At 65.6% G+C, this 15,814-nt stretch carries 12 protein-coding genes; 5 read left to right on the plus strand and 7 right to left on the minus strand.

Annotated elements, in window-relative coordinates:
- The first annotated feature begins 39 nt into the window (after positions 1 to 39).
- Positions 40 to 888, plus strand: coding sequence for a 23S rRNA (adenine(2030)-N(6))-methyltransferase RlmJ (locus SCI24_RS01875; RefSeq protein WP_318723688.1), 849 nt, complete (start codon positions 40 to 42; stop codon positions 886 to 888).
- 243 nt (positions 889 to 1,131) lie between these two features.
- Here SCI24_RS01875 and mnmE read toward each other — a convergent pair whose 3' ends face one another.
- The 4 genes from mnmE to rpmH form a co-directional block, all read right to left on the minus strand.
- Positions 1,132 to 2,502, minus strand: a complete 1,371-nt coding sequence (mnmE, locus tag SCI24_RS01880; RefSeq protein ID WP_318723689.1) for a tRNA uridine-5-carboxymethylaminomethyl(34) synthesis GTPase MnmE — start codon at positions 2,500 to 2,502, stop codon at positions 1,132 to 1,134.
- A 100-nt stretch (positions 2,503 to 2,602) separates the two neighbouring features.
- Positions 2,603 to 4,300, minus strand: coding sequence for a membrane protein insertase YidC (gene yidC, locus SCI24_RS01885; RefSeq protein ID WP_318723690.1), 1,698 nt, complete (start codon positions 4,298 to 4,300; stop codon positions 2,603 to 2,605).
- A gap of 204 nt (positions 4,301 to 4,504) precedes the next feature.
- Positions 4,505 to 4,921 carry a ribonuclease P protein component gene (rnpA, locus tag SCI24_RS01890; protein ID WP_318723691.1) on the minus strand — a complete coding sequence of 139 codons (417 nt, stop codon included), beginning with the start codon at positions 4,919 to 4,921 and terminating at the stop codon, positions 4,505 to 4,507.
- A gap of 13 nt (positions 4,922 to 4,934) precedes the next feature.
- Positions 4,935 to 5,069 carry a 50S ribosomal protein L34 gene (gene rpmH / locus SCI24_RS01895; protein ID WP_010626003.1) on the minus strand — a complete coding sequence of 45 codons (135 nt, stop codon included), beginning with the start codon at positions 5,067 to 5,069 and terminating at the stop codon, positions 4,935 to 4,937.
- Positions 5,070 to 5,577: 508 nt separating this feature from the next.
- Between rpmH and dnaA the strand changes: the two genes are divergently transcribed.
- The 4 genes from dnaA to gyrB all read left to right on the plus strand — a co-directional run bounded on the left by dnaA (position 5,578) and on the right by gyrB (position 11,812).
- Positions 5,578 to 7,041, plus strand: a complete 1,464-nt coding sequence (gene dnaA / locus SCI24_RS01900) for a chromosomal replication initiator protein DnaA (RefSeq protein ID WP_318723703.1) — start codon at positions 5,578 to 5,580, stop codon at positions 7,039 to 7,041.
- A 61-nt stretch (positions 7,042 to 7,102) separates the two neighbouring features.
- Positions 7,103 to 8,206, plus strand: coding sequence for a DNA polymerase III subunit beta (gene dnaN / locus SCI24_RS01905; protein WP_318723704.1), 1,104 nt, complete (start codon positions 7,103 to 7,105; stop codon positions 8,204 to 8,206).
- A 58-nt stretch (positions 8,207 to 8,264) separates the two neighbouring features.
- Positions 8,265 to 9,371 carry a DNA replication/repair protein RecF gene (gene recF, locus SCI24_RS01910; protein WP_318723706.1) on the plus strand — a complete coding sequence of 369 codons (1,107 nt, stop codon included), beginning with the start codon at positions 8,265 to 8,267 and terminating at the stop codon, positions 9,369 to 9,371.
- Positions 9,372 to 9,391: 20 nt separating this feature from the next.
- A complete protein-coding gene (gyrB, locus tag SCI24_RS01915) occupies positions 9,392 to 11,812 on the plus strand; it encodes a DNA topoisomerase (ATP-hydrolyzing) subunit B (protein WP_318723707.1) in 2,421 nt (806 codons plus the stop codon).
- Between the two features lie 91 nt (positions 11,813 to 11,903).
- On the opposite strand, the gene gmhB is transcribed toward gyrB, so the two are convergent.
- The 3 genes from gmhB to glyQ all read right to left on the minus strand — a co-directional run bounded on the left by gmhB (position 11,904) and on the right by glyQ (position 15,766).
- Positions 11,904 to 12,500, minus strand: coding sequence for a D-glycero-beta-D-manno-heptose 1,7-bisphosphate 7-phosphatase (gene gmhB, locus SCI24_RS01920; RefSeq protein WP_318723708.1), 597 nt, complete (start codon positions 12,498 to 12,500; stop codon positions 11,904 to 11,906).
- A 252-nt stretch (positions 12,501 to 12,752) separates the two neighbouring features.
- Complete coding sequence (glyS, locus tag SCI24_RS01925) at positions 12,753 to 14,819, minus strand: glycine--tRNA ligase subunit beta (protein WP_318723709.1); 2,067 nt, start codon at positions 14,817 to 14,819, stop codon at positions 12,753 to 12,755.
- Complete coding sequence (gene glyQ / locus SCI24_RS01930) at positions 14,819 to 15,766, minus strand: glycine--tRNA ligase subunit alpha (RefSeq protein ID WP_318723710.1); 948 nt, start codon at positions 15,764 to 15,766, stop codon at positions 14,819 to 14,821. Before glyQ ends, glyS begins: the two co-directional genes overlap by 1 nt.
- Positions 15,767 to 15,814: the final 48 nt, after the last annotated feature.

Here is a 15,814-nt window from a genome sequence, read left to right on the forward strand (position 1 = left end):
GCGGGCCCTTTCGTCTTGCCGACTCACGGATCTCCATCCATGCTTTCCTACCAGCATGCCTATCATGCGGGCAATTTCGCCGATGTTCACAAGCATCTGACGCTCTTCGCAGTCATCGATCATCTATTACGTAAGAAATCTCCTGTTACGTATATGGATACCCATGCCGGTCGCGGCCTCTATCCGCTGGCGGCCGAGGAGACCGCGAGGCTGGGGGAGTACCGTGAGGGCATTGCTCGGCTATGGCAGGCGAGGACGCGACTGGGTAATGACCCGCTGCTCGGCGACTGGCTCGCCGCCGTTGGCCGGGTCCAGGCGCGGGACGGCCGGCTTGATCACTATCCCGGCTCGCCCTGGTGGCTCTCGGACCGCCTGCGTGCCAGCGACCGGCTGATGCTCTTCGAACTGCACCCCGGCGAGCATGGCCACCTGGCTCGCCAGACACTGCCCGACAATGTGCAGCGCATCCACGGCGACGGCCTCGAGGGGCTGGTGAAGCGCCTGCCGGTGGCCACCCCGCGGTTGTGCGTGCTGGTCGACCCCAGCTATGAGCGCAAGGCGGAGTATGGCGAAGTGGCGGAGGCGCTGCTCGAGGCCATGCGCCTGGCGCGTCACGCCGTCGTGCTGGTGTGGTACCCCCTGCTGCCGGCCGGCCGCCATCGGGAACTGCTGGAGGGGCTGCGCGAGGGCGGCCTGCGCAAGATCTGGCGTAGCGAGCTGAGGCTGCGCGAGGCGAAGGAAAGCGAGCGTGGCATGATCGGCAGCGGCATGCTGGTGATCAACTCGCCCTGGGGGCTGGATACGCGGCTGGACGCGGCCATGCGCCGGGTCACGCCGCTGCTGGGGGCGAGCTGCCGCCATCAGGGTGACTGGTGGGTGGGGGAGTAGGGGCGCGCCTGCTTGCTGATACAGAAACTGCCGGAGGTCTCGCCAAGCGGGGTGGCATCGACTGCGGGAACGGCTACTTGCCGATACAGAAACTGCCGAAGATCTCGCCCAGCTGGGGTGGTTTCGACCGCGCTGACAGTGCGGCCCTGCGGGAACGGCTACTTGCCGATACAGAAACTGCCGGAGGTCTCGCCAAGCTGGGGTGGTTTCGACCGCGCTGACAGTGCGGCCCTGCGGGAACGGCTACTTGCCGATACAGAAACTGCCGAAGATCTCGCCCAGCAGGTCGTCCGCACTGAACTCCCCGGTGATCTCCCCCAGCGCCTGCTGGGCGTCCCGCAGGTCCTCGGCAAGCAGCTCACCGGCCCCGAAGTCGGCGAGCTGCGCCTCGCCGTTGGCAAGGGCCTGGCTGGCGCGGTCCAGGGCCTCCAGGTGGCGTCGCCGGGCCGAGAAACGCCCTTCGGTGGTGGCGGCATAGCCCATCACCGCCTTGAGGTGCTCCCTGAGGCCATCCACTCCCGCGCCGCTCCTGGCCGACAGCCGGATGATCGGGGTGGTGGCGTCAGCATCGATGCCGGGAGCTTCGTGGCTGGTGTCGATCTTGTTGCGCACCAGCGTCAGCCGCGAGGGGTCCCGAAGGCGTGCGACGAACTCGGGCCAGATGGCCATGGGGTCGATGGCATCGGTGGTGGCCGCATCCACCAGCAGAAGCACCCGGTCGGCCTTCTCGATCTCCTCCCAGGCCCGGGCCACCCCGATCTTCTCCACCGCGTCCGGGGTATCGCGCAGCCCGGCCGTGTCGATGACGTGCAGGGGCATGCCATCCAGGTGGATATGCTCCCGGAGCACGTCCCGCGTCGTGCCCTCGATGTCGGTGACGATGGCGGTGTCCTGTTCGGTCAACGCATTGAGCAGGCTCGACTTGCCGGCATTGGGACGCCCGGCGATCACCACGCTCATGCCCTCCCGCATCAGGGCCCCCTGGCCGGCCGCGGCCCGCACCTCGGCCAGTTCCGACTGGACCACGGCCAGCCGGCTGGCGACATGCCCGTCGGCGAGGAAGTCGATCTCCTCCTCGGGGAAGTCGATGGCGGCCTCGACGTACATGCGCAACTCGATCAGCCGCTGGACCAGTGACGCCACGCGACGCGAGAACTCGCCCTGCAGGGAGCGCAGGGCGTTCTCGGCCGCCCCCCGGGAACTGGCCTCGATGAGGTCGGCGATGGCCTCGGCCTGGGCCAGGTCCAGCTTGTCGTTCAGGAAGGCGCGCTCCGAGAACTCCCCGGGGCGGGCGAGCCGTGCCCCCAACTGCACGCAGCGCTCGAGCAGCACGTCCATGATCACCGGTCCGCCATGTCCCTGGAGTTCCAGGACATCCTCACCGGTGAAGGAGTGGGGCCCCGGGAAGAACAGCGCTATACCCTCGTCGATCACCGCGGACTCGCCGCGGAAGGGGCCGTAGTGGGCGTATCGCGGCGCCGGGCAGTGGCCCACCATGGCATCGGCGATCGTCCTGCAGGCGGGGCCGGAGACGCGGATGATGCTCACGCCACCGCGCCCCGGTGGCGTGGCCAGGGCGGTGATGGTGTCCTGATCATGGAGACTGGCGGTCATCGGCGGCTCCTCTGCTGGAAGGGAATATTCTCCGGGTCGGGCCCCGCAAACGCCAGACCCCCGCCGGGGCGGGGGTCTGGGTCTCGGGGAGAAGTACATGCTACTTGGTCTTCATTCCCTTGCCGATACTCGGGTCGGCCTCGATCTTGCGGGTGATCGCATACTGCTGAAGGATCGAGATGCAGTTGTTGACCACCCAGTAGATGACCAGGCCGGCGGGGAACCACAGGAAGAAGAAGGTGAAGACGATCGGCAGCATCTTCATGATCTTCGCCTGCATGGGGTCCGGAGGCGTCGGGTTGAGCATCTGCTGGACGAACATCGAGGCGCCCATCAGGATCGGCAGGATGAAGAACGGATCCTTCACCGACAGGTCCTGGATCCAGAACATGAAGGGGGCGTGACGCAGCTCCACGGATTCCAGCAGCATCCAGTAGAGGGCGATGAACACCGGCATCTGCACCAGGATCGGCAGGCAGCCGCCCAGGGGATTGATCTTCTCCTTCTGGTAGAACTTCATCATCTCCTGGGACATCTTCTGGCGGTCATCGCCGAACTGCTCCTTGAGGCGCTGCATCTCCGGGCCCAGCTTGCGCATGCGGGCCATGGACTTGTAGGCCTTGGCGGAGAGCGGCCACAGGGCCAGCTTCACCAGCAGGGTCAGGAGGACGATGGACCAGCCCCAGTTGCCGATCAGGTCGTGGATCTGGTCCAGCAGCCAGAACAGCGGGTTGGCGATGAACCACAGCCAGCCGAAGTCCACCGTCAGCTCCAGGTGGGGGGCCACGGCCTCCAGTCGCTCCTGCACCTTGGGCCCCATGTAGAGGGTCGCGCCCAGCGTCGCTTCGCCGTTGGCCGCCACGTTGCTGGTGGGGCCGGCGAAGGCGGCCACGTTGCGACCACGGGAGTCGGTGGTGGCGTAGAAGAGGTTCTGCTGGTTCTGGGCCGGGGCCCAGGCCGAGGTGAAGTAGTGCTGGATGATGGCAACCCAGCCCCCCTCGACGTCGCGGTTGTTGAACTTGCCCTCCTGGATGTCGCTGAAGTCGACCTTCAGGTAGCGGTCCTCCGGGGTGGAGTAGGCCGCGCCGAGGAAGGACTGCATGCCAAGGGCCGGACCGCTGGAGGGGTCGCTGCTGTTGTCGCGGGCCAGCTGGCCGATGAAGCGGGCCGTGACGGGCTGCTCGGTGTTGTTGGCCAGGTAGTAGTTCACGTCCACCGCGTAGCTGTCACGCTCGAAGGTGAAGCGCTTGATCACCTCCACACCATTCACCTCGGCGGAGAGGTCGACCTCGAGCCGCTCGTCGTTCTCGCCCAGCCGGTATTCGGTCGCCTCGGGCGCGAAGGTGATACGGCCCTCGTGGCCCTCTAGCTGAAGACCAGAGCGTGCCACATAGCTGCGACCCTCGCTGTCGGAGAGCAGTACATAGGGGCGCTCGGAGTCGAGGCTGAAGCGGTGCTGGGGCAGCGCCGCGTAGACGATGTCTCCGCCCTGGGGGTCGATGCGGACATCGAGCACGTCGGTGACGACGGCCACCAGGTCACGGCTGCCCGACGCGGAGGCGGCCTCGCCGGGAATCTCGCCGGTCATGTCGTCCGCGGGGCCGGCAGTCGCGGGAACCGAGAGGTCGTCGCTCCCCGAGGATGCCGGGTCCTGGCGAGACCCTTCCGGGGCGCTGCCTGTGATGGCGGGAGCCTGTGGCTCAGGGGTCACCTGTCCGTAGTCCTGATTCCACTGGACGATCAGCAGGTAGGCGAGTACCGCCAGGGGGATCACGAGGAGAAGTCGTTTTACGTCCATGAGGGGTCTGCCCGATGGGTAGTGAACATTCCGATGGCGCAACGCAGGTCGCCCACCCGAGATACACGAAAGCCTGCCGAAGGCAGGCTGGTCAACGCGTGCAGGTTGGCGGCATCCGAGGCGTCAGCGTGGAAGGGCGCAGCGAGGATGGCGGTGGTCATGCCCATGCCGGTTCCGGGATGCACCGGCACGCTGGGGCGCCGGTCATCGTGCGCGGCCCGCGTCACCGCTCTCTGGGCCGGGCGCGTCCGTCCCGTGGGACGACCTGCGCGCCTCCCGTTCCAGGCGACGCCACATCCCGTGGAGCTGGCGATGCACGGTGGCATTGTCCAGTTCATGGACTCCTCGTCTTGCCAGCACCACGATATCCACCGAGGGCAGGCGATGCTGCTGAAGTCGGATGGATTCACGCACGATGCGCTTGAGGCGGTTTCGGTCGACGGCTCTGCGGACGTTCTTCTTGCTGAAGATCAGGCCGAGTCGCGGGTGACCTCGCTCGTTGGGAGAGGCGAGAGCCATCAGCCCCTTGCCGTGGACCTTGAATGCAGCCGTTTCGAAGACACGTCGATAATCCCCGGCGGTCAGCAGTCGCAGCTGCCGGGGATAGCCCTGACTGGACACGCGAAGGCCGCGGTCAGGCGCTCAGGCGCTTGCGGCCCTTGGCACGGCGACGGGCCAGTACGGCACGACCATTCTTGGTGGCCATGCGTGCACGGAAGCCATGCACGCGCTTGCGCTTGAGGACGCTGGGTTGAAAAGTACGTTTCATAACTCGTTATTCCCACGTGGTTTTCGGAACGAATCGATCATTCGGAGACATCCGGATGCCGCTGGCGGACCCGGGGGTATTCGGTTCAAGACCGGAAATTGTAGTGATTTCAGGCCCGCGGTGCAATTCTTGCGTGCGTCCTGATGCCGATTGCAGTGTGGGGCTCGCGGCTGTCCACTCTTCGAGACCAGGTCGATTACCGGCAGGGATCACGCCCTGTTATCACTATTGGGGATATGTATTGTGATAAAGTCATGATAACCCTTTTTAATCAATATATTATAAGTAAATGGTTGCTGTGGACAAGGTGGGGATGCGGCGGGGATGACCTATGCTGGCGCTCGGCGGGTAGAGGCGACCTCCGCGGGCCGCGCCTCATGCCGAATGCGGTCTCGTTGCGGGTCGCTCAGTGGTTTTCCACAGACCGCGTCAAGGGGTGTGGCATGTGGATAACCCTTCCCCTGAACGATACAATAGGCGGTCGTTTTCAATGCAATGGTGAGGTCGCGTGTCACTGGCTCTCTGGCAACAATGTCTGGATACCCTGCAGGATGAACTGAATTCCCAGCAGTTCAATACCTGGATCCGCCCGCTGCAGGCGGAGGAAGGGGAGTCCAACCAGTTGCGCCTGCTGGCGCCGAACCGCTTCGTGCGTGACTGGGTCAGCGACAAGTATGCCAAGCGGATCAGCGAGCTGATGCGTGAGCTCTCGCCCGCCAAGCCGCCGAAGGTGGTGCTGACCGTCGGCAGTCGTCGCGCGGCGCCGAGCCCTCAACCTCGCGAACTGGGCAACCCCGTCTCGGCGGCACGAACGCCTGCCGCACCGGCGGTCCAGGTGCCTGCTCGGGGGGATGTGGGGGACGAGCGCGAGATCGATCAGTTGCGCGAGGAGGGCGCAGGCCAGCGGCGTGGCGGCGAGCGCCAGGTCCAGGTGGAGGGGAGCCTCAAGCACAGCAGTGGCCTCAATCCCAACTTTACCTTCGAGACCTTCGTCGAGGGCAAGTCGAACCAGCTGGCCAGGGCCGCTTCCCGCCAGGTATCCGAGAATCCCGGCGGCGCCTACAACCCGCTGTTCCTCTATGGCGGGGTCGGCCTCGGCAAGACCCACTTGATGCATGCCGTGGGTAACGCCCTGGCAACGCGGCGCGAGAATGCCCGGGTCGTCTACCTGCATTCCGAGCGCTTCGTGGCCGACATGGTCAAGGCGCTGCAGCTCAACGCCATCAATGACTTCAAGCGCTTCTATCGCAGCGTCGATGCCCTGCTGATCGACGATATCCAGTTCTTCGCCGGCAAGGAGCGCTCCCAGGAGGAGTTCTTCCATACCTTCAATGCCCTGCTCGAGGGCGGCCAGCAGATGATCCTGACATCTGACCGATACCCCAAGGAAATCAGTGGGGTAGAGGAGCGCCTGAAGTCGCGTTTCGGGTGGGGGCTGACGGTGGCCATCGAGCCACCGGAGCTGGAGACCCGGGTGGCGATCCTCATGAAGAAGGCCGACCAGGCCAAGGTCGACCTGCCCCACGACGCGGCCTTCTTCATTGCCCAGAAGATTCGCTCCAACGTGCGCGAGCTGGAGGGTGCCCTCAAGAAGGTGATCGCCGACTCCCACTTCATGGGCAAGACGATCACCCAGGATTTCATCCGCGAATCCCTCAAGGACCTGCTGGCGCTCCAGGACAAGCAGGTCGGTGTGGACAACATCCAGCGCACCGTGGCCGAGTACTACAAGATCAAGCTCGCCGACCTGCTCTCCAAGCGTCGCTCCCGTTCGGTGGCACGGCCCCGACAGGTCGCCATGGCCCTGGCCAAGGAGCTGACCAACCATAGCCTGCCGGAGATCGGGGATGCCTTCGGTGGCCGAGATCACACCACGGTGCTGCATGCCTGCCGCAAGGTGAAGGCGTTGCAGGAGGAGAGCGCGGACATCCGCGAGGACTACAAGAATCTGCTGCGGCTGTTGACCAGCTGAACGGAACACCAGCGGTCGGGTCGCCGGCCTCAATCCCTCCAGGACAAGTAGTGGAGCCGACATGAAATTTTCCATCCCCCGAGAAGCGCTGCTGCGCCCGCTGACGCTGGTTGCCGGCGTGGTGGAACGACGCCAGACCCTGCCGGTACTCTCCAACGTGCTGATTCAGGTCGACCAGGACCAGGTGTCCCTCACCGGCACCGATCTCGAGGTCGAGCTGATCGGCCGCACCGCCGCCAGCCAGGTGGATGAGCCTGGATCGGCGACGGTACCTGCGCGCAAGCTCATGGACATCTGCAAGTCGCTGCCGGACCAGTCCGAGATACAACTTTCCCTCGAGGAGGGGAGGGCGGTGCTGCGCAGCGGTCGCTCGCGCTTCACCCTCTCGACCCTGCCGGTGGCCGAGTTCCCCAATATCGAGGATGACCCCGGCAACGTGGAGCTCAGTCTGCCGCGGGGGACCCTGAAGCACCTGATCGATACGACCTCCTTCGCGATGGCCCAGCAGGACGTGCGCTATTACCTCAATGGCATGCTGCTCGAACTGGGCAACAATCTGGTGCGCACCGTGGCCACCGACGGCCATCGGCTTGCTGTCTGCTCGCGGCCGGCCGAGATTCAGGTGGAGCCCTCCCAGAAGCTGATCGTGCCGCGCAAGGGGGTCCTGGAGCTGGTGCGGCTGCTCGATGACGGTGAGGAGCCGGTCAGCCTGACCCTCGGCGCCAGCCATGTGCGTGCCCACACCGGCGATTTCACCTTCACGTCAAAGCTGGTCGACGGCAAGTTCCCCGACTACGAGCGGGTCGTGCCGCGGGGCGGTGACAAGGTCTTCATCGCCGATCGTGCCGAGCTGCGCCAGGTGCTGTCGCGCACGGCCATCCTCTCCAACGAGAAGTACCGTGGCGTGCGCCTGAATCTCGAGGAGGGCAATCTGCGGGTGATGGCCAACAACCCCGAGCAGGAAGAGGCCGAGGAGAACGTCGCCATCGAGTACAGCGGGCCGGCCATGGAAATCGGCTTCAACGTCGGCTATCTCGTCGACGTGCTCAGCGTGCTGGACGAGGACCGGGTACAGATGACCCTGGCCGACCCCAACAGCAGTGCGCTGATGGAAGAACCCGGCGGCGGCGATGCCATGTACGTCGTCATGCCGATGCGCCTCTGAGGCGCCGGCAGGCGGTACCTGTGATGGGTGCCGCCATCACCGCGGTCGATCTCGCCTGATGCCTCTCGAACGCCTTGCCTTCCATGGCCTGCGCAACCTGCAGGCCGTGGACCTGACCCCGGGTCCACGCATCAACCTCTTCACCGGCGCCAACGGCAGCGGCAAGACCAGCCTGCTGGAGGGCATCCATGTCCTGGGCATGGGGCGTTCCTTTCGCGCCCGCCAGCTGCGTCATGCCATCGCGCACGATGCCGACGCCATGACGCTTCACGGCCGGGTTGCCGGCGATCCGGCGATGGCTATCGGCATACGCCGGCACCGCGAGGGCGGTGAGCTGGAGATGCGCCTGGCGGGAGAGCGTCTGGAGCGCGTCTCGCGCCTGGTGGCGACCCTGCCGCTGCAGCTGATCAACCCCGACGCCTTCCGTCTCCTGGAGGGCCCGCCGGCCGGGCGACGCGAGTTTCTCGACTGGGGTGTGTTTCACGTGGAACATGGTTTTCTCGATGTCTGGCGACGCTTCCGACGCGCGCTGAAACATCGGAATGCCCTTCTCCGGCATGGTAGAATGACAGATGCTTCCCTGGATGCCTGGGAACAGGAGCTGGTGCACTGGGGCAACCGACTGGATGGCATGCGTCGCGACTGGATCGAGAGGTTCGTGCCGGTATTCGAGGATACGCTGGCCGAGCTGATCGCGCTGCCCGGGCTGACGCTACGCTACACGCGGGGCTGGGATCGCAGGCGTGAACTGGCGGATATCCTTCGCGATGCCCGCGACACCGACCGCCAGATGGGCTTTACCCAGCAGGGGCCGCAGCGGGCGGAGCTGGGTATCCGTCTCGGCAAGCGTCCGGCGGTGGAAGTGCTCTCTCGCGGCCAGCAGAAGCTGGTGGTGAGTGCCTTGAAGCTGGCACAGGGGCGCCTGCTCGAGCAGGTCACCGGCCGCACCTGCATCTACCTGATCGACGACCTGCCTGCCGAGCTGGATCTCGAGCATCGCCGGGTCTTCTGCGGCTGGCTGGAGCGCATGCGTTGCCAGGTGTTCATCACCAGCGTCGACCCCGATGCCCTGGCAGGGCTCTGGCAGCCGGACACCCAGGTGGCGATGTTCCACGTGAAACATTCCGAATCGGGGCAGGGACAGCTGCTGCCACTGGACAGATAGACTTCATGACGGAGTAGTCAATGAGCGAACAGGCTTACGACTCATCGAGCATCAAGGTCCTCAAGGGCCTGGATGCCGTACGCAAGCGGCCGGGAATGTATATCGGCGACACCGATGACGGCACCGGCCTGCACCACATGGTGTTCGAGCTGGTGGACAACTCCATCGATGAAGCCCTGGCCGGGCACTGCAGCGAGATCCGGGTCATCATCCACCCCGACGAGTCGGTGACCGTCACCGACAACGGCCGCGGCGTCCCGACCGATATCCACGAGGGAGAGGGTGTGTCGGCGGCCGAGGTGATCATGACGGTGCTGCATGCCGGTGGCAAGTTTGATGACAACTCCTACAAGGTGTCCGGCGGCCTGCACGGCGTGGGGGTCTCCGTCGTCAACGCCCTGTCCGAGGAGCTGAAGCTGACCATCTGGCGTGCGGGCCAGGTGCACGAGCAGGTCTATCACCATGGGGTTCCCGATGCCCCGCTGGCGGTGGTGGGCAAGACGGAGAAGAGCGGGACCCGGGTGCATTTCCGTCCCTCTTCCGAGACCTTCCATAACATCGAGTTCCACTACGACATCCTGGCCAAGCGCCTCCGGGAGCTCTCCTTCCTCAACTCCGGCGTGGCCATCCGCCTGATGGACGAGCGCAGCGGCAAGGAGGAGCTGTTCCACTACGAGGGTGGCCTCAAGGCCTTCGTCAACCACCTGAACACCAACAAGACCGTGCTCAACCCGGTCTTCCACTTCAATGCCGAGCGCGAGGATGGCGTCGGCGTGGAAGTGGCGATGCAGTGGAACGATACCTTCTCCGAGAACATCTTCTGCTACACGAACAACATCCCCCAGCGGGATGGCGGTACCCACCTGGCCGGCTTCCGTGCTGCCCTCACCCGTTCGCTCAACCACTACATCGAGGCCGAGGGGCTGCTCAAGAAGGCCAAGGTCAATACCTCCGGCGACGATGCCCGCGAGGGACTGACCGCGATCATCTCCGTGAAGGTACCGGACCCGAAGTTCTCGGCCCAGACGAAGGACAAGCTGGTCTCCTCCGAGGTCAAGACCGCGGTGGAGCAGGAAATGGGGCGACTGTTCTCGGACTACCTGATCGAGAAGCCCAACGAGGCCAAGGCCATCGTCAACAAGATGCTGGACGCGGCCCGGGCCCGCGAGGCGGCACGCAAGGCGCGCGACATGACCCGCCGCAAGGGGGCCCTGGATATCGCGGGCCTGCCAGGCAAGTTGGCCGACTGCCAGGAGAAGGACCCCAGCCTTTCCGAGCTCTTCCTCGTCGAGGGTGACTCGGCCGGGGGCAGTGCCAAGCAAGGGCGGGATCGTCGTACCCAGGCGATCCTGCCGCTCAAGGGCAAGATCCTCAACGTCGAGAAGGCGCGCTTCGACAAGATGCTCTCCTCGGCCGAGGTCGGCACCCTGATCACGGCCCTGGGCTGCGGTATCGGCCGGGAGGAGTTCGATCCCGACAAGCTGCGCTATCACTCCATCATCATCATGACCGATGCCGACGTTGACGGCTCGCACATTCGCACCCTGCTGCTGACCTTCTTCTTCCGCCAGATGTCGCAGCTTATCGAGCGTGGTCATGTCTTCATCGCCCAGCCGCCGCTCTACAAGATCAAGCGTGGCAAGCAGGAGCTCTACCTCAAGGATGAGCAGGCGATGATCGACTACCTGACGACCACGGCGCTCGACGGCGCCCGGCTGCATGTCAATGCGAACGCACCCGGCATCGGTGGCACCCAGCTGGAAGCCCTCGTCAACCAGTATCGTGATGTGATGAAACGCATCGATCGCCTGTCGCGCGTCTACCCCAATGTCGTGCTGCGCAAGATTGTCCATGCGGCGCATCTCGACGGCGAGCAGAGCCTGCGTGATCGCGTCACCATGCAGAACTGGATCGAGTATCTGCAGGCCGAGATGGATGCGCTGGTCTCCTACGAGGGTGGTCCGCGATACACCTTCCGCCTCGAGGAGGAAGGTGAGCGTGGTGTCTTCCTGCCGGCGGTGACACTGACGGCGCATGGCGTCACCACCGACTATGTCTGGGGCATCGAGTTCTTCACCAGTGCCGATTACCGCGCTATGGCAGGCCTCGGCGAGACGCTGGACGGCCTGCTGGAGGAGGGCAGCTATGTGGCTCGTGGTGAGCGGCAGAAGCCCGTGGCGACCTTCTATGATGCCCTGGAGTGGCTGATGGCCGAGGCCCAGCGTGGCCTCTCCATCCAGCGCTACAAGGGGCTGGGCGAGATGAATCCGGATCAGCTCTGGGAGACGACCATGAACCCCGAGACCCGTCGGATGCTGCGAGTCTCCATCGAGGATGCGGTTGCCGCCGACATGATGTTCAACACCCTGATGGGGGACGAGGTCGAGCCCCGGCGCGACTTCATCGAACGCTATGCCCTGGTGGCCAACCTGGATATCTGATGGCGACGATGCGATGTTTCACGTGAAACATCGCACCGCTTGATTGACCCTACAGCGACAAGGCCGGCCTGCATGGCCGGCCTTGTCACATTCAGCGTACTGCCTTCCCCTCCCTACTGGCCTGATTGTCGCTGCCCCTCCGGGCCAGCAGCCACTCTACGAAGGCCGCCAGGTCATCGAAGACCATCGCGCCGTCGAGTCCTTCTCCCTTTTCCTCCGTACGTCGCCCCTTGCCGGTGCGGACCAGTACCGGCCGGCAACCCATCGGCTCGCCGGCTTGCAGGTCGCGAAGGCTGTCGCCGACCATCCAGCTGCCTTCGAGGCTGTCAAGCGTCAGGGCCTCCCGAATCTCTTCCAGCAGGCCAGGCAAGGGCTTTCGGCAATCACAGTCGTCATCAGGCCCATGGGGGCAGTAGGCGATATAAGCAATCTCCCCGCCGGCCTCGCGAACCAGCTCGCGGAGCCGCTCATGCATGGCCTCCAGCACCACCACGCCATAGTAGCCGCGGGAAATGCCGGACTGGTTGGTGGCGACGGCCACCGTCCAGCCGGCACGGTTGAGCCGGGCGATGGCCTCGATGGCGGCAGGGTAAGGGATCCACTCCTCCAGGGACTTCACGTAGTCGTCGGAGTCCTGGTTGATGACGCCATCGCGGTCGAGGATCACGAGCCGCTGTGCTGCAGGCATGGTGGTGAGCTCCTTGGGAAGATTGTCCGTTGAGCAGGAGTGTTTCACGTGGAACATCTGATGCCAAGCTGCCAAGCTGCCAAGCCGCCAAGCCGCCAAGCCGCCAAGCCGCCAAGGGGAGGGGAGGGGAGAGCTCATGCTCATCTGCGCCTGCTACCCTCGTGGATGGGTGTTTCACGTGGAACAGTGATACCGGAAATGAAAAAGGCCGGCGATTGCGCTCGCCGGCCTCGGTGTCACCGCAGGGGGCGCTTACTGCTGGAGCAGGGCGATATCCGCTACCTCAAGGAAGAGGGCCTGGAGGCCTGCGAGCAGGGCCAGTCGGTTGCGGCGAACCGCCGGGTCCTCGGCCATGACCATGACCTGGTCGAAGAAGGTGTCCACCGGCTCGCGCAGGCCTGCGAGGGCGTCCAGTGCCTCGCTGTAACGCGCTTCGGCGAAGAGCGGCATCACCGCCTGGCGGCGCGACGCCAGGGCCTCGTAGAGCGCCTGCTCGGCGGGCTCCTGCAGCAGTCCGGCTTCCACCTCGGTGCTGCCGTCGTGCTGCTGCTTGGCGAGGATGTTGGAGACCCGCTTGTTGGCGGCGGCCAGGGACGCGGCCTCCTCGCGACGAGAGAAGCCCTGGACGGCACGCAGGCGACGCGCGAAGTCGAGGGGCTGGGTCACCGGACGGGTCCGCACGGCGAGGTAGACTTCGGTGTCGATGCCCTCGTCGCGAGCCCAGGCGCGGAAGCGGTCGAGCATGTAGGTGAGCACCTCGTCCACCAGCCCTTCGGCGTAAGGCAGCTCCTGGTGTTGCGCCGCGGCCAGCTCCAGCAACTCCCGCAGGTCGAGGGCCAGCTTGCCCTTGACCAGGATGTTGATGACGCCGATGGCGGCGCGGCGCAGCGCGAAGGGATCCTTGGTGCCGCTGGGGCGCTGACCGATGCCGAAGATGCCGGTGAGGGTGTCGAGGCGATCGGCCAGTGCCAGCGCCAGGCCGGTGCGAGTCTGGGGGATCGCATCGCTGGCGAAACGGGGCAGGTACTGCTCCTCGAGGGCCTGGGCCACCTCGGCGGCCTCGCCGTCGTTGACGGCATAGTAGCGACCCATGATGCCCTGGAGTTCGGGGAACTCGAGCACCATCTCGGTGACCAGGTCGCACTTGCCGAGCTCCGCGGCACGGCGGGCCTGGGCGACGTCACCGTCGATGCGACCGGCGATGAAGGCGGCCACGGCGGCGCTGCGATGTGCCTTGTCGGCCAGGGTGCCGAGCTTCTTCTGGAAGACCACTCCGGCCAGTTCCGGGGCCCGGTCCGCCAGCGGGCGGCGGCGATCGGTGTCGTAGAAGAAGGCGGCATCGGCCAGGCGGGGGCGGATCACCTTCTCGTTGCCCTGGATCACCTGCTCCGGCTCGTGGCTGTCGATGTTGGCGATGGTGATGAACAGCGGCTTGAGGCGGCCTTCGTGGTCGAGCAGGTGGAAGTACTTCTGGTTGGCCTTCATGGACGAGATCAGGCACTCGGCGGGCACCTCGAGGAAGCGCTCGTCGAAGCTGCCGGTCAGGGCCACGGGCCACTCCACCAGTCCGCTGACCTCGACGAGCAGATCCTCGTCGATGACGGCCGTGGCGTCCTGGACCTCGGCCTCGGCCAGCACCTGTTCGCGGATGCGCTCGCGGCGCTTGTCGCGGTCGGCCAGCACCCAGGCCTGCTCCAGGGCGCCGAGGTAGTCCTCGGCGTGGGCCAGCTCGATGGGCGCCGGCGCATGGAAGCGGTGGCCGCGGGTGGTGCGTCCTGCCTGCAAGCCCAGGACGCTGGCCTCGACCACCTCGTCACCATAGAGCATGACCAGCCAGTGCACGGGCCGGGAGAACTCCACCCGGGAGGCGCCCCAGCGCATGTTCTTGGGCACCGGCAGGGCGCCGACGGCCTTCTCGACGATGGCGGGGAGCAGGGCCGTGGTGGCCTCGCCCTGCTGCCGCTCGCGGTAACCGAGCCAGGTGCCCTTGTCGGTCTCCAGATGGATCAGGTCGTCCACGGCGACCCCGCAGGAGCGCGCGAAGCCCTCGGCGGCGCGGGTCGGCTGGCCTTCCTTGAAGGCAGCGGCCAGGGCCGGGCCACGACGCTCGACCTCGCGGTCGGGCTGCTTGTCGGCCAACTCGCGCACCTGGACGGCCAGGCGGCGCGGGCCGCCATGGGCGAGGACCTCGCCGAAGTCGATGTCGGCCTCGACGAGACCCCGGCGGATGCCCTCGGCAAGGGCGTCGGAGAGGTCATCGATGGCGCCCGGTGGCAGCTCCTCGACGCCCAGTTCGACCAGTAGGGTATTGGCAGCCATCAAGCGTCTCCCTGTTCGGCAAGCAGTTCGCGGCGCAAGGCCTCGGGGGCCAGCGGGAAGCCGGCGGCCTTGCGCGAGTCAAAGTAGGCCTGGGCCACGCCACGGGCCATGGTGCGCACGCGCAGGATGTAGCGCTGACGTTCGGTCACCGAGATGGCGTGGCGGGCATCCAGCAGGTTGAAGGTGTGCGAGGCCTTGAGCACCTGCTCGTAGGCGGGCAGCGGCAGGCTGGCGTCCAGCAGCTTGGTGCACTCGCGCTCCTGGTGGTCGAAGGAGGCGAAGAGGAAGTCGACGTCGGCGTGTTCGAAGTTGTAGGCCGACTGCTCGCGTTCGTTCTGCAGGTAGACGTCGCCATAGGTGACGCGGCTGCCATCCGGTGCCACCGTCCAGACCAGGTCGTAGACGCTGTCGACATCCTGCAGGTACATGGCGATCCGCTCCAGGCCATAGGTGAGCTCGCCGGTGACCGGGTAGCACTCCAGGCCCCCGGCCTGCTGGAAGTAGGTGAACTGGGTCACCTCCATGCCGTTGAGCCAGACCTCCCAGCCCAGGCCCCAGGCGCCGAGGGTGGGGGACTCCCAGTTGTCCTCGACGAAGCGGATGTCATGGACCAGCGGGTCGAGCCCCAGGTGCTTGAGGGAGCCCAGATAGAGTTCCTGCAGGTCGGCGGGGGAGGGCTTCATCACCACCTGGAACTGGTAGTAGTGCTGGAGGCGGTTGGGGTTCTCGCCGTAGCGGCCATCGGTGGGGCGGCGGGAAGGCTGCACGTAGGCCGCGTTCCAGGTCTCGGGGCCGATGGAGCGCAGGAAGGTGGCGGTATGGAAGGTGCCGGCGCCCACCTCCATGTCCAGGGGCTGGAGGATCACGCAGCCCTGGTCGGCCCAGTACTGCTGCAGGGCGAGGATCAGGCCCTGGAAGGTTGTCACGTCTGGCGTCGACTGTGTCATTGGAAGCACCGTTGGCCATGAATTCACGAGCCGTCAAGTATACAATCA

The sequence above is a fragment of the Halomonas sp. genome, assembly GCF_033549285.1.
In the GTDB taxonomy this organism is placed as follows: domain Bacteria; phylum Pseudomonadota; class Gammaproteobacteria; order Pseudomonadales; family Halomonadaceae; genus Halomonas.

Coding starts and splice junctions, on each gene's coding strand:
- gyrB (WP_318723707.1), top strand. CDS start 9,392: ATGAGCGAACAGGCTTACGACTCATCGAGCATCAAGGTCCTCAAGGGC.
- mnmE (WP_318723689.1), bottom strand. CDS start 2,502: ATGACCGCCAGTCTCCATGATCAGGACACCATCACCGCCCTGGCCACG.
- dnaN (WP_318723704.1), top strand. CDS start 7,103: ATGAAATTTTCCATCCCCCGAGAAGCGCTGCTGCGCCCGCTGACGCTG.
- glyS (WP_318723709.1), bottom strand. CDS start 14,819: ATGGCTGCCAATACCCTACTGGTCGAACTGGGCGTCGAGGAGCTGCCA.
- yidC (WP_318723690.1), bottom strand. CDS start 4,300: ATGGACGTAAAACGACTTCTCCTCGTGATCCCCCTGGCGGTACTCGCC.
- recF (WP_318723706.1), top strand. CDS start 8,265: ATGCCTCTCGAACGCCTTGCCTTCCATGGCCTGCGCAACCTGCAGGCC.
- rpmH (WP_010626003.1), bottom strand. CDS start 5,069: ATGAAACGTACTTTTCAACCCAGCGTCCTCAAGCGCAAGCGCGTGCAT.
- glyQ (WP_318723710.1), bottom strand. CDS start 15,766: ATGACACAGTCGACGCCAGACGTGACAACCTTCCAGGGCCTGATCCTC.
- SCI24_RS01875 (WP_318723688.1), top strand. CDS start 40: ATGCTTTCCTACCAGCATGCCTATCATGCGGGCAATTTCGCCGATGTT.
- gmhB (WP_318723708.1), bottom strand. CDS start 12,500: ATGCCTGCAGCACAGCGGCTCGTGATCCTCGACCGCGATGGCGTCATC.